The sequence below is a fragment of the Chitinophaga filiformis genome, from assembly GCF_021646545.1.
GTDB classification, from domain to species: Bacteria; Bacteroidota; Bacteroidia; order Chitinophagales; family Chitinophagaceae; genus Chitinophaga; species Chitinophaga filiformis_A.
Genome location: NZ_JAKIRP010000001.1, coordinates 325,283 through 348,203, shown reverse-complemented (window position 1 = coordinate 348,203; position 22,921 = coordinate 325,283). Strand labels below are relative to the sequence as shown.

The window sequence follows — 22,921 nt, the reverse complement described above, 5'->3', positions numbered from 1 at the left end:
TAATGCTATGGATTATTCAGCATACGATACAGCAGATTTTGTCTGTGACGATTCTTTTGTGGCATGGGTAAAGGAAGGAAGGGATAACGCTTACTGGGAACAGGTGATCACACAGTATCCGGATAAGCAGGAGGCGATGTCACAGGCAAAAGCCATCATTCTGGCAGCAGCACAGCTACCTGTCTTTCAGCTGAAAGAGCAGGACCAGCTGAAGATGTGGAATGAGATCAGCAACCAGATGGATATTACCGGGACTACACCCGTAAAGAAAAGCCGTTTTATCTACTGGTACTGGGCAGCAGCTGCAGTATGCATCATGGCAGGGGCAGCCCTTTGGTGGATGCGTCCCGGCAGGGAGCCGGCGGCTGTATACACCCGCTTGTTGCACGAAGCAAAGCTCGATGGCAATAAGCGGGTAGAAGAAGTAAATGAGGAGAAGGGCCCGCGGACGGTAAGATTGCCAGATGGAAGTTCTGTGGTGTTACAGCCCGGCGCCAGAATAAGTTACCCGGTATGTGCCGGCGGCAATTGTAAACGCGAAGTCTACCTTTCCGGCGCTGCTTTTTTCGAAGTATCCCGTAATACATTGCAACCCTTCGTTGTCTATGCAAATGAAATGGTGATCAATGTACTGGGCACCAGCTTTCATGTGAAAGCATATGATCAGGACAGCCTCGTGGAAGTATATGTAAAAACAGGGAAGGTAGCGCTATCAGTACAACCATTGGGAAGTAAGGTAGTATCCAATGTTTCAGCCAATCAGCAGGCCATACTGCAGAGAAATACACTTGCGGTATCAGTACAATTGCCCGAACACCATCAGACAGACCCGAAGGCGCCGGCAGCTATTACGCATTCATTTGTATTCAATGATGCTCCGGTGGATAGTGTTATGAATACTATCGAAAACGCCTATGGTGTGCACATTCGTTATGATAAGGCATTGCTGGCCGATTGCAGGTTGACCGCGTCATTGACAGATGAACCATTATATGAAAAGATACGCCTGATTTGCAGGGCACTGGAGGCTGAGTGCATCATTGAAGGGAATGATATCACCCTCTTAGCGAAAGGATGTCATCGTTATTGAAAACTAAACCAGGATCTAAACAAAATGAAAACTAGTACTTAATGAAAATAGCCAGCGGTATGGCCGTACCACTGGCTATGACTAATGTCACGTTGCCTTATACCCGCTCCACTGGGATAAGACAGCCATTCTATTTCCCAAATTATTCAGGAACACAATCCAAGTTATGAAAAAAAGATTACGAATCCGTGATTTAATCTTTCACGTTACGCGTACATGTGCCTCTCAGCTGCTCGCTGCAGTGTTGTTTACTACCCTCACCTTTGCCGGAAGTGGCAAAGCACAGGAAATATTACAACAGAAAATTTCCCTGGAAGTAAAGCAACAGCCCATTGGTAAAGTCCTTAACCAGATAGAAAAGCTGGTCGACGTTAAATTCCTTTACAGTTCTTCGCTGATCCAGTCAGACCGCAAAGTGGATATTGCAGCCGAAAATGAAACCTTGGGCAATATCCTGAATGGTTTACTCTCGCCGCTGCAACTACAATATCAGGTGTCTGGCCGTCAGATTGTGCTTAATCGATTACGCACTCCTGCTACAGACAATATGCAGCCTGTAAGGGTCAGCGGCAAGGTGACAGACGATAAAGGGCAGCCCCTGCCAGGCGTCAGCGTAAAACTAAAAGGTACTTCTACCGGCGCCACGACAGATCCTACCGGTAACTATGCTTTCAATGTGCCTGCTTTAAGCGGCATCCTGATATTTACCTACGTGGGTTTTGCCACTAAAGAGATCGAGATCAATGGTAAGGATAATGTGAATGCCACACTGGAAGCGTCTTCCACGTCACTGAGTGATGTGGTGATTGTCGGTTATGGCGCACAGAAAAAAGAATCGCTGACGGGCGCTGTTGCCTCTATTACCAGCAAAGACCTAAACGGCATACATGCTGGTTCCACCGTTAGTGCAGGCCTGGCAGGTAAAATAGCAGGTGTATCCTTCCGCTTTTCTGATGGCCGTCCCGGTGCCAGTGCTTCCATACAGATCAGGAACATGGGCAACCCGCTGTATGTAATAGATGGTATTCAGCAGGATGAAGGCCAGTTCAACAATATAGCGCCCGCCGACATTGAAAGTATTACTGTATTGAAAGATGCTTCTGCTGCTATCTACGGATTGCGTGCTGCAAACGGAGTTGTGGTAGTAACTACGAAACGTGGTAAACTGGGCAGCCGCAACACCATCAACGTAAACGTTTACAGAGGATGGCAGAACTGGACACGCTTTCCTAAAACTACCAACGCCTACCAGTGGATGGTGGGTAAGGCCGATGCTGATATGAACCAGTATGGCAAGACCACTATCACACAGGCAGAGCTGGACAAATGGAAACAGGGCACCGAAACCGGCTACAAGAACTTTGACTGGTATAAGTTCATCGTAAAGGGAAATTCTCCGCTTACGCAAATGAACCTCAATTTTACCGGTGGTTCTGAACGGATCAACTACTACGTTTCTGCTACTCATCTGAAACAGTATTCTGTGCTGGGAAGAGAATTCACATTCGAACGTACCAACGTACAAAGCAATATAGAAGCCCGTGTATCCGATCGTTTTAAGATCGGTGCGCAGATCAACGGACGTGTGGAAACCCGTGATCAGCCAGGTGTGCCCGGTGGTGACGACTATTGGGCTGCACGTTTTGCCATACTTCGTAACCGGCCTACTGAGCGTGCTTACGCCAATGATAATCCTGAGTATCCCAACGACATTGGCCACAACACGGAGCAATGGGCGGTGCAGAATAAAAAGTTGTCAGGATACTGGCGCAGTGATTGGCGTGTATTACAATCCAACCTGACAGCCGAATACCAGTTTCCGCTGGAAGGCCTGACAGCAAAAGGGTTGTTCTCTTATTACTATGCCAATGAAATTATGAACGGGCATGAGTATACTTATAAAGTATATACCTACAATCCGGTAGATAGCACCTACAACGCAACAGGTGGCAGCTCCAACCCTTACAGGGAAAGACGTAACAGGACCATCCTCACACCTACTATCCAGGTACAGCTCAACTACAATAAAGTTTTCGGACAGCATACTGTTGGTGCTACCCTGGTGGCTGAGCGTATTAAAAGAAGGGATCTGAGTTCTTACGTACACTCGGTGCCTACTACCAATCAGCTGCCATTGATCTATTTCTCTACAATGGATACCTACAACGATGCTGATGGAACAGAAGCCCGTCTCGGATATATCGGTCGCCTGAACTATAGCTATGCCGGCAAATATTACGTGGAGTTTTCCGCACGTCGTGATGCTTCCTGGAAATTTGCACCCGATAAAAGATGGGGTACCTTCCCGGCTGTCTCCGGCGGATGGCGTCTGAGTGAAGAAAAGTTCTTCAGTTTTGTGAGTAAGAAAGTGTTAAGCGAATTGAAACTCCGTGCTTCTTACGGTAAACTGGGAGATGATGATGTAGGTATCGGCCCTTATGACTACCTGGCCGGTTATAACTACAACGCCTCTACTGTTATACTGGATGGAAACGCTGTAATAGGCTCCAGCAATAAAGGTGTTCCTATCAGGAACATTTCCTGGTTCGTGAGCAGAACGCTGGACATAGGTCTTGATTATGGCTTCCTGGATGGTAGCATCACCGGTGCGATAGATGTTTTCAACAGGAGAAGAACAGGGCTACTGGGTGCAAAATATGATATACTGGTACCCAGTGAACTGGGATATTCATTGCCCTCTGAAAACGTGAACAGTGACCAGGTAGCAGGTATTGAAGGGTCCATTGCCTGGTCTACGAAAATTCAGAAAGTAAACCTGAACATAGGAGGTAATGTCTCTTATGCCAGAAATAAATCACTGCATACTTACAAGCCGGTATACAACAACTCATGGGATCATTACCGCAACTCCGTACAGGAAAGATTCAGCAACACTTTCTGGGGATATGAGGTGCAGGGACAATTCCAATCACAGGAACAGATCAACAAATACCCTGTGAATGTGGACGGCGCTGGCAATAAGACATTGCTGCCCGGAGATCTTATCTATAAAGATCTTAACAAAGACGGTCTGATTAACGATATGGACATGCGTCCTATCGGCTATGGCACAGGCAGAAATCCGATTGTAAACTTTGGTCTGAACTTCGCTGCCTCATGGAATGGCTTTGATGCACGTATTGATTTCTCCGGCGGTGGCGGTTATTCTTTCAACCGTAACTGGGAGATGCGTAACCCTTACCAGAATGGTGGTAACCTGTTGTTAGACCTGTATGAAGACCGCTGGCACAGGGAGAATCCGCTGGACCTGAACAGCCGCTGGATACCCGGAAAATATCCTGCACTTCGCTTCAATAACGGTGACCACAGCAGCTTTGGCAAAAACTCCGACTTCTGGCTCGTCAATGTAAAATACCTGCGTGCCAGAACAATTGAATTAGGCTATACAATACCCAAAGATGTGCTCAGCCGTGTGAAAATAGAAAGGGCCCGTTTCTATGTCAACGCCTACAATCTATTCTCTATTGATAACATGAAGGGCATCGGTATCGATGCTGAGATTGTAGATGATAACGGTCTCACCTATCCGCAGAGCAAATTTGTGAACATTGGTTTTGAACTTTCTCTCTGATCTTTTAACTGCATTATAGCATGAAAAAATATTTGCTGACAATCGCAGCAGCCCTCGTAATGATATCCGGTTGTGTAAAGGATGATGAATTCCTCACCACAGAGCCTAAAGACCTGCTTACTGACGAAGCAGTATGGAGAAGCCCGGACCTGGTATTGTCCGTCCTGGCTGATCTCTACAACCGTTATCCTGAACAGCAGACCATTACCAACTGGGCTGAGTTCGCCAATTTTGACGAAGCCTTTCCTTCTGAATCCGGCCAATACTGGAGAACGAAACAGGTAGATTATCCGTACGACTGGTGGAACCTTTGGGACTATGGATATATCCGCGACCTGAATCTTTTTGTACAGAAATGCAGTGCTGCGAATGAACTGGAAGCTGGCATACGCGCACGCTTTGTAGCAGAAGCACGCTTGCTGCGTGCGGCTATTTATTTTGAGGAAGTAAAGCGCATGGGTGGAGTACCGCTGATACTTGAACCAATGGAATATAATTTCAGCGGAGATCCTACTTACCTGCAGCATGCAAGGGCAAAAGAGTCAGAGATCTACGACTTTGTGATCAGTGAGATGGATAGCATCAAGACGGTATTGCCGGATGATGCAGGCATCAAGTCGCGCGCTACCAAATGGCTGGCATTGGCCATGCAGTCAAGAGCAGCACTATATGCTGCATCTGTTGCAAAGTATGGGGTGAGTACGCCTTCTGTATCATTGCCCGGAGGAGAAGTGGGTATAGCTGCCGACAAAGCAACGCCTTATTATCAGAAAGCACTGGCTGCAGCACAGGAGATCATCAGTGGTGGCAGGTATTCGCTGTATAAGAAGAAAGCGGAAGACCTGGAAGAGAATTTTGCCTCGCTTTTCTACGATAAAGCCAATAATCCGGAGGTGATCTTTGCACAGGACTTCAAGCTGAAATCGGGCAAAACACAGGAATGGACCATCCTTAATCAGCCATGGTCATCTGCAGAAGAGCAACAGGGTGGCAGGGTAAATCCTTCACTTAACCTGGCGCTCCTGTATGAGAAACTGGATAATACTTATAGTCCGTTTGTGACAAATAACGGGAACGATTACGTGTACTACGATGATCCTAAAGATATTTTTGCCGGCAGGGATGCGCGTCTTGGAGGTACGATCATCCTGCCTGGCACCAAATTTAAAGGAGTTCCGCTGGATATCTGGGCGGGTGTAATGTATTGGAAGGATGGAAAGTACAATACCATCACCGGCGATAACTTCGGAGAGCTGGATAGTATTCCGGTGGCTGGTGCTCCTAAAAGCTCTCAGGTAGTAGGCACTGACGGCCCGATAGATGGGTTACAGTTCAGCGCACAGACAGGTTTTTTTGTACGCAAGTTTATGGACCCTGCTGTGGGCTCAGGACAGATCGGTACCCGCAGTGATGTATGGTGGGTCCGCTATCGCTATGCAGAGGTGTTGTTAAATGCTGCTGAAGCAGCTTTTGAATTAGGACAACCCGGTCTTTCATCCACTTATATTAACCAGCTGAGAGAAAGAGCTGGTTTTACAACCCCATTGGCGGAAGCAGCTATTTCATTTGACAGGATCGTACACGAAAGACGTGTGGAGCTGGCCTTTGAAGGGCATGAATTGTTTGACAATAAACGCTGGAGACTGGCGCATAAAGTATGGAATGGCGAGACGATATCAGCAAGTGATGTTGTGAGCAACATCGGGAAAGCTGATAAGATCAACACCATGATCTATGGTTTGTGGGGATACAAGATATTCAACCCGGGAAATCCCAATCATGGAAAATGGGTGTACAGGGTAGTGAAACCATCCAATGTAACTGCTGCGCACCGGTTCAATTTTGGAAACTATTATTCCCGCATCGGTTCAGACATTCTCAGTAATAACCCGAAACTGGTAAAGAATCCCAACAACTAAAAAAGGCGACATGAAAAAGATATTTGTATATACGATATTGATGCTGACTGCTTTTTCCTGCAGAAAAGACAATTATGAGGCGCCGTCCTCCATGCTGTCAGGGCATATTACTTATCAGGGAGTGCCGGTTAATGTCAGTTCAAAAGATGTATCTTTCGAACTGTGGGAACCCGGCTGGGGTAAGAACGGCGCTATTACGGTAGCTGTAAATGAGGATGGCTCTTACTCCGCATTGTTGTTCAATGGTAACTATAAACTGATCATACCTCCTTCCCAGGGGCCTTTCAGGTCAATTACCGACGCAGAGACGAAGTCTGACACAATGCTGCTGACCATCAATGGCAGCCGCGAGATGGACATTGAGGTGATGCCCTATTATATGGTCAGGGACGCCAAAATGGAGTTAAGTGGTACTACAGCTGTCAATAGCAGCTGCCGGCTTGAAAAGATTATCACAGACGTAAATGCCCGAGATGTAGAAACCGTGTTCCTGTATCTGAACCAGACGCAGTTTGTGGATGCGACCAATTACATTGCACGGAGCTCTCTGGCAGGAAGCGCAATAACTGATCCTGCCAATGTGCAATTGAGCGTGAATATTCCGGACGTCATTTCCGGCAACGGTATTACAGGCGATCAGGACTATGTATTTGCGCGTATCGGTGTAAAGATCAGTGGTGTGGAAGACCTCTTGTTTTCTGAAGTGCAGCAGATTAATCTTAAATAATGATGATAAGAACGCTTATTTGCCTCCTGCTCCTGGCGGGATCCGTTGTACAGGCACAGGATACTTTCCGTAATCCCCTGTTGTCCAAAGGGCCTGATCCCTGGTGCGTTTATAAGGATGGATATTACTATTATATGCACACCATGGGAGACCGCCTGGAACTCTGGAAGACGAAAAACATCGCTTTCCTGAAAGATGCGGAGCATAAAACGATATGGACGCCACCGGCAGCTGGCCCTTTTTCAAAAGAGATCTGGGCACCGGAGATTCATTTCCTGAGAGGCAAATGGTATGTCTATTTTGCGGCCGATGGCGGAGATAATCAATACCACCGCATATACGCCCTGGAGAACAGTTCGGCTGACCCTATGAAGGGTGACTGGATCTTCAAAAGTAAGGTCGCCGACGTGGAAGACAAATGGGCGATCGACGCCAGCGTATTTGAACATCGTGGAAAGTTATATATGATTTGGTCTGGATGGGAAGGCAATAAGAACGGCCGGCAGGATATTTATATCGCAGCCATGAAAGATCCGCTGACCATCAAAGGGAAAAGGGTAAGGATATCGAAACCGGAATACGCCTGGGAAACCAAAGGAGACATTGGTGACCCTAACCTCCGGCATATAGATGTAAACGAGGGGCCGGAAATGCTCAAATACGGGAAGAAACTGTTCATCGTATTTTCAGGATCAGCCTGCTGGACAGACGATTATGCATTGGGAATACTCGCTGCCGATGAAGGCAGTGATCTGCTGGATCCTGCATCCTGGAAAAAGAAGCCCGAATCGGTATTTAAGCAATCAGCTGAGAATAACGTATATGCACCGGGACATAACTCTTTCTTCACGTCTCCGGATGGGAAAGAATACTGGATACTTTATCACGCGAATGACCATCCCGGCGATGGTTGTGGCGACAAACGCTCGCCGCGTATCCAGCGTTTCAGCTGGGATAAGGATGGATGGCCCGTATTTGGTAAGCCCGTCAGAACTGACTCTCTATTGAAAAGTCCCCGCATATAGCGGGGACTTTTTACTTTGTGACCGTTTTTTGACATGTATTAAACGATCGTGGTATTGTTAGATTGGCAAAGCTGTGTTAACTTTTGTTAATGAATTTATCGGGTCATGTCCAAAACAAGCGGACTGCCGTATATTTTCCACCTGTTTTATGTAGATTTAGATAGATAACATTAGTACCTTATTTCAGTTTTAAACACATGCCGTCAATCGTTTTACATTACGTTATCATTGCGAGCATTACAGTTATGTTTATTTTAGTGAATAGATTCTACGGTCACAAGACAAGCATCAACTGGAAGGAGAACAATGAACAGCTTTAAGAGCCCGCACGTCAGGTAACCCAGCATTATAGAGTAGCATACAAGCTTCTACACTGAAGATACACAGTTTATATACCTATGTCCCTAACCTTCAGTAGTGAGCCTTATAACTCCGTCTTTTATTAGTCTATAAAAATTATAGACTATTTTTTGGAAAATAAGATTCACCATTCTATCTTTGTTATCACCACCCTAATTAAGCCACCATTAATTAGTTGATTTATTGAAATTAACTAACACTGTTCAACATGTACAACTTCCTTCGTTCTTCCGGCTGTATGCCCTGTTGTTGTAGCTAAAACCTGCCTTTAGCAAGGCACTCCCATTCCATTTGTCAGATATACTCTACAGCTGACCGCCAAGCGGAAGGAGATTGCCATGCCCTGAACTATCAACCACTCAAACCAAATCTACTCTCATGAAGACAATTACCCGCATTGGAGTAAAAGGCCTGCTGGCCGCTGTACTTTTCAGCAGTACTGTACTGGCGACTGAGAAAAAGCCCCTCTTCTTAAAAGAAGGCGTGTGGCGTGGTGTTTTTACTGTCAACGAAGCCACAGTTCCTTTCAATTTTGAACTGAAAGGTAAAGACCCTGAGCATGCCGTTTTCACGCTCATTAATGGTCACCGCCGCGACGAATTTAAAGTGAAACGTATTACAGACGATTCGCTTTTTATCAAGATGAATACCTACGATGCAGCGCTGTTTGCAAGGGTCGAATCGGATGGCCGCATTACCGGTGAATATAGAAGTCTGGTACCTAATTTCCGTGGCAATGCACTGCCTTTCGTAGCAGAAGCAGGTAAGAAATACCGCTTTGTGGAACCGGGGAAAGACGTTAAACCTGCATATGACCTGTCAGGTAAATGGGAACTGCAGATCTATAGTAAAGATCCTACTCCTAACCGTATCGGATTATTGAAACAGGAAGGGAATAAACTGACCGGTGTGATCATGTCTGTCGTGGGCGACAGCCGGGAACTGGAAGGCACCGTACAGGGCGACCAGTTTGAGCTGTCAGGGTTCACCGGCCCAAGTCCTATTTATATAAAAGGAAAGATCAATGATGATCAGTCCTTCAGTGGAGAGCTGAGTCTGGGCATTTACAACAACGTAAAATTTGACGGCAATAAAAATGCGCAGGCAGAGCTGCCAGACCCCTACAAGCTTACCTATCTCAAAGAAGGATATAACAAACTGGATTTTACTTTGCCTGATCTGAACGGAAAGCAGGTCTCACTCAGCGATGCCAAGTACAAAGGCAAGGTGGTCATAGTAGAGATCATTGGTACCTGGTGTCCCAATTGTACAGACCAGACAGCATTCCTTGCTCCCTGGTTCAAAAAGAACAAAGCACGTGGCGTAGAAGCTATCGCCATCGGTTTTGAGCAGAAAGATGATCTCGAATATGCCAGGTATACACTGGGTAAATTAAAAGATAAATACGCAATTGAATATGATATTCTTTTTGGTGGCATTGCTGATAAGAAAGTGGCTTCGGAAAAACTTCCGGCCCTCAACCGCATGATGGCCTTCCCGACTACGATCATTATTGATCGCAAAGGAGAAGTAAGGCAGATCCATACCGGTTATACAGGAGAAATAACTGGTCAATACTTCAAATCATATGTAGAGAAATGGAACAAAGACCTGGATGTACTGATTGAAGAACCAGCTCCGCAGGATGTTGCCAGCATCCACTAGTAACACTATTATCATCGCACGATGATCACATATGTTTCCGGTTCTACATGTTGTTTTCTGTTGTCACGCCTGTGGGGCTGTGCAAACAGCCTTCACAGGTCCTTTAAAAACACGCTATTATGAAACTCTTCCAACACGCAGCCTCCTTTGCTTCTATCGGCGTGATAGCCGTGATCACCGCTTTTACCGTACAGGTACAGCATACGCAACCGATACCTTCAACTGTTAATAATACTGTTGCACTGAATAAAGTAACTGCCTTCCAGGTAGATAATAAGAACAGTAAACTATTGTGGACTGCGCGCAAAGTGACCGGTGAGCATACCGGTACAATTGACATCAGCAGTGGCACACTGAATGTAGAGAACAACGCTTTAAAGAACGGCAGTTTCAAACTGGATACGCGTAGCATCACAGTAACCGATATCAAAGATGCCGACGGCAATGCCAAACTTACCGGTCATCTGAAAAGTGATGATTTCTTTGCGGTGGAAAAATATCCTGCAGCAGATTTTCTCATCACGGGTATTAAGCCTCATGGCGATGGTCAATATGATCTGACAGGTAAACTGACCATTAAAGGCATCACCAACGATATCAGTTTCCCGGCTACTGTAAAGGTGGATAAGGATAAGCTGACGGCTACCGCAAAGGTGAAAATAGACAGGACGAAGTATGATATCAGGTACCGTTCGAAGAATTATTTTGAAAACCTTGGCGACAAAGCTATTTACGATGACTTTGAGCTCGACATAACATTGTTGGCTAATGCGCAGTAATGAAACAGTGGTACATCGCAGGCATATTAGTAGCCGTAGTCATGTTGCTGGCCTTTCATTCAGAGGAACCGTTAACACGTGCAAAGCTCGGAGAACAGTTGTTCTTTGATCCCATATTATCCGGCGACAGAACAATCAGTTGCGCCTCCTGCCATAAGCCGCAGTTTGCATTTGCAGATACCGCAGCATTCAGCAAAGGTATTCATGGACAGCTCACAAAGCGGAACACGCCGTCCATTACCAATCAACGTGGCAGACCAAGTTTCTTCTGGGATGGGCGTAGCGCTTCACTGGAAGAGCAGGCAAAACAGCCCATCATCTCAGCCGCCGAAATGGGCCTGCCTATTGAAGAAGCCATAAAGCGGCTGAATGCAGACAGTACTTATGTGCGTGCGTTCAGAAAATTGTTCAATAGTGTGCCTACTGAGAAAAATCTGCTGAATGCCCTTGCTGCATTTGAGCGCACTTTGGAAACAGCCAACAGCCCATATGACAGATATATTAACGGAGACGATGATGCCATATCGCCGGAGGCCGCCAGAGGCAGATTATTATTCATCGGTAAGGCCAATTGTAGTAATTGCCACTCCGGAGAAGATTTTACTGCCGACCGCTTCAAGAACATCGGATTGTACAATGGCACTACACTGACAGACGCGGGGCGCTTTGAAGTAACAAGGGATAGTGCCCAACTTGGATTCTTCAAAGTGCCCGGTCTCAGGAATGTAGCCCTTACAGCGCCTTATATGCATAACGGTATGTTTAAGACGCTGCGCGAAGTGATACAATACTATAATCAACCAGATGTCATCGTCAATAACGGTATAAAAAGGGACCTTTCATTAAATACACCATTGAATTTAACAGACACAGAAATAAACGAACTGGAAGCATTTTTAAAAACACTGACAGACGACCGTTTCATCAACCAATAATCAACCGCCAGCGGCGGACAACCTTATCTTATAACTTATAAACATGAGAATCATTACTATCATTTTTTTACTGCTGTTTGCAGGCAATGTCACGCCGGCACAGTCGCAGGAGAAGGATACACTCACCCGGCGTCATCTGGGAGAGGTGCAGATAGTTGGTTCCCGCAGTGTGACCCGTACACGGCTGAATGCACCGGTACCGGTAGATGTCATTAACCTTCGGTCTTTACAGGAAAACGCTCCACAAACAAGTATTACGCAGTTGCTGCAGTACATCTCTCCTTCCTTTCACTCTGTGAATGGCAGCAACGCCGGTGATGCAGGTTCCGCACTCAATCTTGCGCAATTAAAGGGATTGGGTGTGGACCAGCTGCTGGTACTTGTGAACGGGAAAAGAAGGCATAAAAGTGCCAACATCAACTGGGGTGGTCTGGGGAATGGGGCTACAGGGTATGACCTCAACGCGATCCCGGCGGAAGCAATAGAGCGTATCGAAATACTCAGGGATGGCGCTGCCGCACAATACGGCTCTGATGCCATTGCTGGCGTGATCAATATCGTACTGAAGAAATCAACCGATGACATTAACGTCAGCTCGACGGCCAGCGTGCGCCGTCGCGGAGACGGATTAACTACCCGGTCTAACGTCAGCTATGGCGTTAAAATAGGACAGCAGGGCGGTTACCTGCATCTCACTGCCGAATTTGCCACACAGGGCATTGCATTGCCGGCAGGCAGAAAGGATGCGGGATTATACAATGGGCCCATCTACGGTGGTGGCGCCAATACCCGTGGATATGATGCCATCTATACAAAAGAGATAGACGATGCTATACTGGCAAGCCGTGGGATAGACCGTCATTACTTTGATCAGCGCGGAGGTGGGTCCAACAGGGCCAAAGATGCACTGCTGGCATTCAATGCAGGTATCCCGCTAAAGGATGGTGTGGAGCTTTATACATTCGGTGGTATCAGTCATCGTAACTCGGAATTTACGGCGGTATACCGCTTGCCGGGGTGGACAGAAAGAAATAACTCATTCCTGTATCCGGATGGTTTCCTGCCGGAGATGGACAATACTATTACCGACAAATCCATCGCCATAGGCATCAAAGGAAAATTAGGACAGTGGACAGCCGATCTTTCCAATGTATATGGAAGGAATGATTTCGGGAATGTCATAGACAATTCATTGAATGCAAGCTACGGGCTGAAGAGCCCTACTACATTCGATGCCGGCCGTTATAATGCATCGCAGAATACAGCCAGCCTGGATATTTCCAGGTACTTCGACAAGGCGCTGAAAGGTATTAATGTGGCCTTTGGTGGGCAGTACCGGGTAGAGACGTACCAGATCATCGCCGGAGAAGAAGCATCTTATGCAAAAGCAGATCTGCGTACGGTGTACAATATCGACACTACTGCAGCCGGTGTGCCTTATCTGTCATCTGCCGGACTGATAGCGTTGAATGGATTGTCGCCGGGATCACAGATACATGCAGGATTCAGACCTGCCAATGAAGTGAATGTTAACCGTGCTGTTGCAGCAGGTTATCTTGATATTGAGGCCAACATTACCAACAGTTGGTTGTTGTCGGCAGCCATCAGGGCAGAGCATTTCTCTGACTTTGGCAATGTTACTACCTGGAAAGTTGCCAGCCGTTATAGCCTGGCTAAATGGCTGGCCTTCCGGGGAGCCTATAATACCGGTTTCCGTGCACCGGATCTTGCACAGTTCTATTACACAGAAACGTCTACAACTTTCCAGCAGGGGCGTGCAGTAGACCTGGTAACGGCTTCCAACAAAAGTGCTGCTGCAAGGGCATTGGGCATCCCTTCCCTGACGCCTGAAAGATCGAAGGGTTTCAGCGCCGGTATTACTTCTCAGCCGGCACCCAGAGTAGAATTAACCCTCGATGCTTATCATATTGACATAGAGAACCGTGTAGGCAACACAGGCAATTTCTCCGCCCTGGATACCAATCTGCCGGAAGATGTGAGGACCTTGCTGCTACAAACAGGCACTACACAGGCTAAATTCTTCTACAACGCTTTCAGTACACGTACAAAGGGCATCGAGTTTACAGGAAGCTATAAACTGCTGTTAGATAATGGAACATTGTCATTCCTGGCAGGCGCTAATTTTTCGCGCAATGAGGTGACAGGTGTGAATACGCCTAAGGGGCTGGAAGCATATCGCTATGTCATCTTCAGCGAAGCGGAGAAGGCACGTGTCACGACCAATATCCCGCAACAGAAGATCACGCTCCAGGGTATCTATAACCTACGCAAGTGGAACTTCCTGTTACGCACGGTTTATTTCGGCACTGTTACCACAGCTACAGCGTTGAATGCTACTTTTCCAAGACCGGATTATTTCTTCCAGGAGCTCAAACCGGTCTGGGTAACAGACCTGTCGGCAGGATATCACATCACCCCACAGTTGCTGGCCACTATAGGTGTGAATAATGTGTTTGATGTGCTGGGCGATTATACAGATGCCGCTATAGCGGGACTGCGTAATCCAACAGTGGTGGGTATACAGAACGGAAGCGCCGGTATCCAGCCTTTTGCAAGGCTACTGGCCAGGTTTTAAACGTGCCTGTCGGCACATTAAAATGCAGCACATGAACATCATGAACCATATTAAACCAGGTGTCCTGGTAGCGCGTTTTACAGGTATACTGGTTATCGCGGGAACACTGGCGGCCTGCAACAAGGCCGATTACCTGGATGTGAATGCCGGAGAAAGACCTCCGCTCAATGCACAGATCAGCTTTGTGAATGCACGCCCGGTCAATATTCCCTTACAGTTCTGGGCATTTACGGCGCAGGTAACAACAACCGCTGTCAGCGTTGGTCAGGCCTCGCCTTATCTGCCGACGGTATTCGGCAATGTGCAGATCAATTTTACTGAAGGTACAGGCACAAGTTACAAGCTGTCACGCCAGTTCGGCAATCAGGCCGCTTTTACGGCCAGCGGTGGTCCGAACGGGCCGGTGGCAGGTTATCACCATACGGTCTTTGCCGCCAGCAGCAAAACTGATATAACAAAAGACACCCTCATACTGTTCTATGACAACTTGCAGCCTCCGGCCGCCGGTAAGGCCAAACTACGTTTCGTTCATCTCGCACCGGGTACTCCGGTAGTGAGTATCACATTACAGCAGCAGGGCCGGGGAAGCCTGCTGTTCGAAAACGTGGATTATGGTCGTGCCGGCGGTTCCGTACTGACAGGCGACGGCCTGAATGTATGGTCGCTGGGGCCTTTTATCGAAGTACCTGCGGGTACTTCCGGGCTCGCAGTGAGTATCACTTCCGACAATAGCCCACTGGTTATTGAAGGGGAAACATTTTCCAACCTGACACTGGAAGCAGGGAAAAGCTATACCGCCTTCCTGTACAAGGTACCGGGTAAGTCAGCGACAGGAGGCGCTATCATTACACATCTTGAGAACTAACAACAGAATATATCATGCAACTGAAACCTGTAACAACCATTAGCGGATACACCCGGGAACAGTTTAGGAGTGACTTTCTGAAACCGGGGATACCTGTGCTCATAAAGGACTTTATTCACCCGGATAGTGAGGCATTGAAGAAATGGAACTACGACTATTTCAGGCAGGAAGCCGGAGATGTGATGGTCGGTGTGCATAGTGAAGAAAACGCACATCTTGACAAGGCTACCAGTCAGCCGGCCGAAAAAATGAAGTTTGGCGACTACCTGGACCTGATCGAGTCAAGACCCACCGTCAGGCGTCTGTTCCTGTTTAACCTGCTGCGCGAGCGGCCGGATATCAAAGGACAGCTGAGGGTGCGGAAACTGGCAGATAACCTGCTGACCTGGTTGCCCTTTCTCTTCTTCGGAGGAGAGGGATCTTCTGTGAGGTATCATTACGACATTGATATGTCGCATGTGTTCCTTTCGCAGTTCCAGGGAGTGAAAAAAGTATGGTTATTCCCTAATGAGCAATCAGACCTTCTATACCGCTTACCCTGGAATTTCCATGGTATTGCAGATCTGCGTAATCCGGATTATGAAGCTTTTCCTGCGCTCCGGCATTTGAATGGCTGGGAGTGCACGCTGCATTTCGGTGAAACGCTGTTCATACCATCGGGTTTCTGGCATTACATCCAGTACGAAACAGCGGGGTATTCCGTAGCTTATCGTGCATTGCCGGTGTCTATGCTGAAACGTGCTGTTGGCGTGCGGAATATTTTTATCACAAGGCGTTTTGACGATGCGATGCGGAAGATACTTGGGAAGAAGTGGTTTGACTACAAGATGAAGACGGCATACAGGCGGGCTGAGAGGGCTGTAAAAACGAAATAGTTGGTGGTTCAGGACAATCAGCTGTAAAGCTGATCCTGAATGGCTGAATGAAGCTGTAAAGTTTTTCTGTACTCAGGCATATATTCGGAAGGGATTCGGTATAGTGGTACCGGAGTAAATGGGGTTACTTTTATGTACTTGAGATATAGTAGACATTCGGTCAAGATAGGCTCATCCTCCCTTAATCTTCCGTTCCGGAACGGAAGATTAAGGGAGGATGAGCCTATCTTGACTATATCTCAACCGAATGTTAACCCTGGTTTTTGGCTAGCCGAGCCCCGGTTTGGGTTCGACTAGATACCGCTTTAATACCGCTAGTGCTACGTTGATCCTACGTTCATGAACGTAGGATCAACGTAGCATTAGCGGTATCAAAGCGGTATCAAAGAGGACTAAAATGCGGAAAAAGGTAAACTTTCAGGACTAAGAACAAAGCATCTGACTTGCATGTAACTTGCATATGACCAGGATATACTTCCGATAATCTTCCGATCAAATCGGAGGATAATCGGAAGTATATCCTGGTCATATGCAATTCAGATCGAAGTTTGAGTATCGTGTTACCAAAGAAAAGCGAGAATGCTTTCATTTTGGTGTTTGGGGTTGATTGGCTCAGAAGTGATTGTTTGTCAATTAGTTGAGGTATATCGGGACAAGTCAAAAATGCGTGTTTTCCGCATGACTTTTCTACTTAGCTTTGTGATGTAATCAAAAAAAGCCGGTAAATATTTTCGTCATTGCTGTTTGTATTTGCCCGGCATGTTTTGGAAAAATCCGCGCCACCGGCGCGTTCTGATAAACAAATATTTCGTTACTGAGGCGGGCGCCATAGCGGCTTCTGTTCCACTAAACGGAATTACTGAACCAGGTGTTGTTGTGATATTGCATGTGTTGATTTGCCTATATGCAGCTCACCAGATTGCATCGCGGAATGAAGTACAGACAAATGAAAAAGTGTAGCGTGAATGGCTGATATGATCATTTCACATTGAACACAAATCCGATTCCGTATACGTTCTTGATGCTGATACCGGAATTCTGCTGGAAATACTTCCTGAACCGGGAAATGAAAACATCCAGGCTGCGGCCAACGAAGTAGTCGTTAGAGCCCCAGACTTTAGTAAGGATCTCTTCACGTTTGATCACACGGTTTACATTGTGAAAGAACAATACGAGTAGATCGCATTCCCTTGGTGTAAGCACAATTTCATCTCCCTGGTCTGTAATCAGTTTCAGGGAATCAACGAAAAGTTGTGTATTGCCTATCGTGATGACATTATTGGCTTTGACAACTTCCGGCGCTACCACAGGTTGTTTACGTTTGATGATGTTACGGATGCGCAGCACCAGTTCGTCTACATCAAAGGGTTTTACGACATAGTCGTCTGCCCCTATTTTCAAACCGTTCAGACGATCTGTTTTTTCCCCGCGGGCGGTAAGGAAAAGAAAAGGCACCTGGTTATTGATCCTGACCACGTGTTCGGCCAGTTCGAACCCATTCATGCCTGGAAGATTTACATCGATCAGCAATATCTGATAGCGTTCAGGAGCCCGTTTAAAGTCTTCCAATGCATCACTGCCGTTTTGTTGCCAGTTCACATCAAAATCCATCAGCTCCAGGTATTGCTTTACTACATTACCCAGATCTGCCTCATCCTCTACTAATAAAATACGATGTCTCATAGCTTTCAATTTTTTAATTTGAAGCAGCCGACCTGTTTACGTTAATTATAAAAAAATAATTTATACAGGGATCACAATTACAAATGTAGTCCCTTTTCCTACTTCACTGTCTACTTTTAATTTCCATTGGTGTGCATCTATGCACTGTTTCACATAGTGCAGTCCTAGTCCCAGTCCCTTTGTGTTCTGCGTCAGATCTTTCTGGTATCTGTAAAATTTCTCAAAGATGTGTTTGAGTGTTGCCCTCGACATGCCGATACCGGTATCTGAGACCGTAATGTAAATATTCTCCCTGTCATTGCTGATCAGCACCACCAGGTCTTTAACCGGCTGAAGATTATATTTCACTGCATTGTCCAGTATATTCAGCATCAGGGTAGTAAAATGAAAACTATCAAGGTTTACCACCAGGTCTTCCTCCGAAGGCGTATACTCGATCTGCACATTGGAAGACGAAAATTTGATACTGAAGTCGGTCAGGATCTCACTCACCAGCATATTCAGGTGATGTGGCTTTTTCTGCACAAATAATTTATCGACAGTGGCAAGATCCAGTACTTGCCCGAACAGCAGCTTCAGCCGGTGAGACTGCCGCTCTATAACGTCTGACAGCGAACGGATAGCCATTTTGTTATCCAGAATTTTTTCATTCTGGATGTTTTTATTAGCTACCATAATGGCCGACAGCGGTGTATGAAATTCGTGCGTTATGTTATTGATAAAATCAGTTTTAACATCAGAGAGTCGTTTCTGCTTTATCCAGTTCCGCATCGTGATGAAAAATAATAAAATTATGGCAAACATGGATAAGAGTGACATGGTCAGCATCAGGCGCATCTGCCTGAAAACCATCTGCCGGCGGTTGAAAGGCTCTGCGTGAAAGCTGAATGCCATGGCGTAAGTATAAGGCTGCGGATTGCTGACATTCAATCTTGCTACCTGGCTTCGTTCGTCAGGGCTCGTCAGATCGCCATAAATACGGATGCCGTCAGACCATTGCAGTGAATCGTCTATCAGTTCATATTTTTTCCGGCTGTCGTAGATATTGATATACTTTCTATTGCCGGTCATGATATCGATTTTGGCAATATTCAATGCATATCGCAGTGAGTCGGTGATATTCTCCTTCCCACGGATCTGTTGCATCAGACTGTCAATTGTCTGTCCCTCGATAAGCCGGTGAAATATTTTATTGAGTAGTTGCTGTGAATAAACCTGGAATTTTGTCGTGTCTGTATTATAGAGTTCTTCCAATGTTCTGAGCTGAGGTACCAGGATGCTGTCTATAATTGCTTGTCCGCCGGGGTATAATTTATCGTTCGTGATCGCCTTGCTGTATTCTTCATTGATCTTACTTTTTTTCTCATAATAGAAACGTCTGTTAAGCAGATCATAGGTGTTATAGACCAGAATAAACTGAACGAGCGCTAATACAAGAAAGCAAATAATAGATGTTGTTATGTAGATCTTAAAAGGATGCCTCATCGAAAAATTCCTGAAGAACAAATATATTCTTTCAGCTGGCAGTTTCAGTGAACTCCATAATCTTCTACTCATATTTAAATATTGGAAATTTAACTTTCATTCACAATCTGTTTAAGATTGTTTACACTTCGTTTGCTTTCCATTTACAACTTTTCTACAGATGCTTTGTTAATTTCGGTTGCCGGCAGATTATTTCAACAATCACATGATCAACTGCCGGATCTTTTAATACAGACAAGTCCTGCGGGATCTTTGTGCTAACTACCACGAAATAAGTACTCAGTCATCTTTAGAGATGGAACAAACTACAGGCTGTACATAATGTGCGGCTTGTAGGTTGTTAACCCAATAGTTCGAATGCTAAGAAAGATAGCTATAATATCCGCTATATAAAAGCGGACAGGTACCGGCTGGTCAGTTGAAAGGAACAATCTTGCAGGCGGTATAGGATGCTAGTCTACTTACTTTTTCCTGTACATGGAAAATAATCCAGTTTTTGGAACTTGCAGATCGAAACAAGTCCTGATATGTCAATATAGCCGGGCTTGCCCCTGATTCCAGCCATAAGGATGAGTCTTTTGTCGTAAATGTACTGATTTTCAATCATTTTAACGTATTTCTTGCCTGATGAGAAGCGCATTTATGCCTCCATAACGCGCACTTTTACCCCGGAGCGAACCGCTGATCTTAGGAGTTGGGGAGAATTATCCCACATTTTCCTAAGAAAAACATACTGGCAGATAATTTGTTCTAATTAGTATGTCAGCTTATTACTAACCCATTTAAATGTGAGAATTATGAAGACGTATTCGAGCAGGGGTCAAGAGGTGATGAAGAAAAGTGAAAAGGGAACAATAGCAGGTCATATAACGGACAGTGACAACTTTAGGGTACCCCCGGCAATCAGCAGCCAGTAAAATATATCAACAGATTCTTTTTAACTTATTCTGCTATGGAGTGATCCATAGTGACACCCCTTATTAATTGATTGTTTTAATTGTTTGTTATGGAAAGGCGTACAATAACAGTTTATATCGAAGGTAGATCGTATCAGCTTGCGATCACTGTGGACGATGTTGCTCAGGAAACAACATACGAAGTTATCACCAGCGGAAATATTCTAAGGGATTTTATGCCTGAAGAGATAGACTGGCAGGAAGACCGTATGATTACTCCCGACGAACGGGTAAGAACTATCGAAAGTGAACAGATAGCCCGTATCATCTGGACAGACATACTGGATATGATGGAACATTAATAATTGCTCTCTTCATATACCCACTTATATTGGTTCAATATTACCATTCATATAAAAGTCTACACAAATAGTAGACTTTTAAAAATGAACTGCCTATATTTGCATCGATTATCATTGTGCTCCCACCAAGAGACTAATGCAAGTAACCGGTAACGGTTACACTCTGCGCATTATAATCAACCAACGATCCAAGTCTCAGTTATCTGATGTTTAAGCTACGAATGCCATTTTGGGCCTGCGTTGCAGGTACCCTTGTGATTGCCTGTGAACGCCGTAATACAGCTATGCCGGAACATTTCGGTTATGGCCGGCCAGCTACGGAAAAAGAAATAGCCGCGAAGGCTATCGCCATCCATCCGGATGGTAAAGGATTACCTGCAGGGAGTGGTACTGTGCAGGATGGTGCGTTGATCTATGCTGCCAAATGTGCGTCCTGTCATGGAGCTACGGGTGTAGAAGGACCCTACAACATACTTGTAGCACCTGATACTGCCGACGCGCGGCCTTTTGATCAGTCGCCCAAGCGCGTGAAAGCCATTGGGAACTACTGGCCATATGCCACCACCATCTTCGATTATGTGCGTCGTGCAATGCCTTTTAATGCGCCCGGATCACTATCAGATAACGAAGTCTACAGCGTCACAGCATGGCTGTTACATGCCAACAAACTGATCGGCGCAGATGCTGTCATAAATGCGAAAACCTTACCTGGTGTTGTCATGCCTGCCAGGAAATATTATGTGACAGACAGCAGAAAAGGAGGGGACGGGCCATATGAATAACCATATGTGTCGTACAAAACTGTAATTCGAAACAGAACTTAATATGAGTCAAAAGATGACGCGTCGTCACCTTTTGCTGGGAGGTGCTGCCACAGCTGCTGTGGCATTGGTAAAGTCGTCCTTTGGCAAAATGGTCCAGACAGGTATTCCCGAAGCGGCTTTTGATCCTACCAAACAGGTGGGACCGCTGCCTGGTGTACTGGGTACAAGATCTCCGTTTGAACATCCGGAGCGAAAGCCTTCCCTCACTTCTTCGCAGACGCCATTACAGGATCTCTACGGCATGATCACGCCTTCAGACCTGCATTTTGAACGGCATCATGCAGGTGTGCCTGCTATTGATCCCAACAGCTATGAGTTGATGATACATGGTATGGTAGACAGGCCAATGGTGTTTTCACTCGCTGATCTGAAGCGGTTTCCTTCTGTATCGAGGATCTGCTTTATAGAGTGCTCCGGCAACTTCAGGAAACCGGATAAAGAAAATATTACACCACAGGACATCTGCGGACTAACCAGTCAGAGTGAATGGACCGGCGTGATGTTGTCCACCCTGTTCAGGGAGGTAGGAGTTAATCCGAAAGTGACCTGGTTTCTTGCCGAGGGTTCCGACGCAGCCGTAATGACACGCAGCATTCCCGTCAGTAAAGGCTGGGAAGATGCTATGATAGTTTATGCACAAAATGGGGAGGCAATTCGCCCCCAGCAAGGTTACCCTGCAAGATTGCTGTTACCGGGGTGGGAAGGCAACACCAGTGTGAAATGGATACGCCGTATTGAGTTGTCAGATGGCCCTTTTATGACGAGAGAAGAAACTTCCAAATACACAGAACCTGTAAAGGATGGTAAAATCCGGCAGTTCAGTTTTACAATGGACGCCCGCTCTATTATCACTTATCCGGCTTATCCCGCACAACTGCAGAAGGGATGGGTGGAAATAAGGGGCCTTGCCTGGAGCGGACGGGGGAAGATCCGCCAGGTAGAGATAAGCACAGATGCCGGAAAAACCTGGAATGCCGCACGTCTGCAGGAGCCTGTATTAGACAAGGCACACACTTACTTCAGATACTTATGGCAATGGAACGGCGATACTACCGCTATTATGAGCCGCGCTATTGACGAAACAGGTTATGTGCAGCCGTCGTTGCACGAATTGATCGCTGCGCGCGGCATCGGTACAGGATATCATCTCAATCCTGTTACAGCATGGCTTATCAAACGGGACGGTCAGGTGGTGTATAGTCCGGAGAAATGGAAATAGCATAATCAGCATAAAAAAACAATC

The 22,921-nt window shown here is 46.1% G+C and carries 16 protein-coding genes; 14 read left to right on the top strand and 2 right to left on the bottom strand.

Going from position 1 to position 22,921, the window contains the following annotated elements; genetic code table 11:
• Positions 1 to 7: 7 nt before the first annotated feature.
• From L3C95_RS01405 to L3C95_RS01355, 11 genes are all read left to right on the top strand, one after another.
• Positions 8 to 1,090, top strand: a complete 1,083-nt coding sequence (locus tag L3C95_RS01405) for a FecR family protein (protein WP_236384275.1) — start codon at positions 8 to 10, stop codon at positions 1,088 to 1,090.
• A 166-nt stretch (positions 1,091 to 1,256) separates the two neighbouring features.
• Positions 1,257 to 4,682 carry a TonB-dependent receptor gene (locus L3C95_RS01400; protein ID WP_236384274.1) on the top strand — a complete coding sequence of 1,142 codons (3,426 nt, stop codon included), beginning with the start codon at positions 1,257 to 1,259 and terminating at the stop codon, positions 4,680 to 4,682.
• Positions 4,683 to 4,702: 20 nt separating this feature from the next.
• The gene (locus L3C95_RS01395) at positions 4,703 to 6,601 is read left to right on the top strand and encodes a RagB/SusD family nutrient uptake outer membrane protein (RefSeq protein WP_236384273.1); all 1,899 of its coding nucleotides are present in this window, start codon (positions 4,703 to 4,705) and stop codon (positions 6,599 to 6,601) included.
• A 10-nt stretch (positions 6,602 to 6,611) separates the two neighbouring features.
• Complete coding sequence (locus L3C95_RS01390) at positions 6,612 to 7,328, top strand: DUF3823 domain-containing protein (RefSeq protein WP_236384272.1); 717 nt, start codon at positions 6,612 to 6,614, stop codon at positions 7,326 to 7,328.
• The gene (locus tag L3C95_RS01385) at positions 7,328 to 8,353 is read left to right on the top strand and encodes a family 43 glycosylhydrolase (protein ID WP_236384270.1); all 1,026 of its coding nucleotides are present in this window, start codon (positions 7,328 to 7,330) and stop codon (positions 8,351 to 8,353) included. The genes L3C95_RS01390 and L3C95_RS01385 overlap by 1 nt, the downstream gene beginning before the upstream one ends.
• 738 nt (positions 8,354 to 9,091) lie before the next feature.
• Positions 9,092 to 10,378, top strand: coding sequence for a peroxiredoxin family protein (locus L3C95_RS01380; protein ID WP_236384268.1), 1,287 nt, complete (start codon positions 9,092 to 9,094; stop codon positions 10,376 to 10,378).
• Between the two features lie 119 nt (positions 10,379 to 10,497).
• Entirely contained in the window at positions 10,498 to 11,157 is a 660-nt protein-coding gene (locus L3C95_RS01375) for a YceI family protein (protein ID WP_236384266.1), read from the top strand.
• Positions 11,157 to 12,092 (top strand): cytochrome-c peroxidase, encoded by a 936-nt coding sequence (locus L3C95_RS01370; protein ID WP_236384265.1) that lies wholly within the window; start codon positions 11,157 to 11,159, stop codon positions 12,090 to 12,092. Before L3C95_RS01375 ends, L3C95_RS01370 begins: the two co-directional genes overlap by 1 nt.
• A 43-nt stretch (positions 12,093 to 12,135) precedes the next feature.
• On the top strand, positions 12,136 to 14,688 hold the full coding sequence (locus tag L3C95_RS01365) for a TonB-dependent receptor plug domain-containing protein (protein ID WP_236384261.1): 2,553 nt from the start codon (positions 12,136 to 12,138) through the stop codon (positions 14,686 to 14,688).
• Positions 14,689 to 14,719: 31 nt separating this feature from the next.
• The gene (locus tag L3C95_RS01360; RefSeq protein ID WP_236384259.1) at positions 14,720 to 15,553 is read left to right on the top strand and encodes a DUF4397 domain-containing protein; all 834 of its coding nucleotides are present in this window, start codon (positions 14,720 to 14,722) and stop codon (positions 15,551 to 15,553) included.
• Positions 15,554 to 15,567: 14 nt separating this feature from the next.
• On the top strand, positions 15,568 to 16,428 hold the full coding sequence (locus tag L3C95_RS01355; protein ID WP_236384257.1) for a cupin-like domain-containing protein: 861 nt from the start codon (positions 15,568 to 15,570) through the stop codon (positions 16,426 to 16,428).
• Positions 16,429 to 17,406: 978 nt separating this feature from the next.
• Here the strand turns inward: L3C95_RS01355 and L3C95_RS01350 are convergent.
• A complete protein-coding gene (locus L3C95_RS01350) occupies positions 17,407 to 18,111 on the bottom strand; it encodes a response regulator transcription factor (protein ID WP_236384254.1) in 705 nt (234 codons plus the stop codon).
• 60 nt (positions 18,112 to 18,171) lie between these two features.
• Positions 18,172 to 19,668 carry a sensor histidine kinase gene (locus L3C95_RS01345; RefSeq protein ID WP_236384253.1) on the bottom strand — a complete coding sequence of 499 codons (1,497 nt, stop codon included), beginning with the start codon at positions 19,666 to 19,668 and terminating at the stop codon, positions 18,172 to 18,174.
• A gap of 934 nt (positions 19,669 to 20,602) precedes the next feature.
• Between L3C95_RS01345 and L3C95_RS01340 the strand changes: the two genes are divergently transcribed.
• The 3 genes from L3C95_RS01340 to soxC all read left to right on the top strand — a co-directional run bounded on the left by L3C95_RS01340 (position 20,603) and on the right by soxC (position 22,897).
• Positions 20,603 to 20,854, top strand: a complete 252-nt coding sequence (locus L3C95_RS01340) for a hypothetical protein (protein WP_236384252.1) — start codon at positions 20,603 to 20,605, stop codon at positions 20,852 to 20,854.
• Between the two features lie 206 nt (positions 20,855 to 21,060).
• Entirely contained in the window at positions 21,061 to 21,636 is a 576-nt protein-coding gene (locus L3C95_RS01335) for a c-type cytochrome (RefSeq protein ID WP_236384251.1), read from the top strand.
• A gap of 43 nt (positions 21,637 to 21,679) precedes the next feature.
• Complete coding sequence (gene soxC / locus L3C95_RS01330; RefSeq protein ID WP_236384250.1) at positions 21,680 to 22,897, top strand: sulfite dehydrogenase; 1,218 nt, start codon at positions 21,680 to 21,682, stop codon at positions 22,895 to 22,897.
• Positions 22,898 to 22,921: the final 24 nt, after the last annotated feature.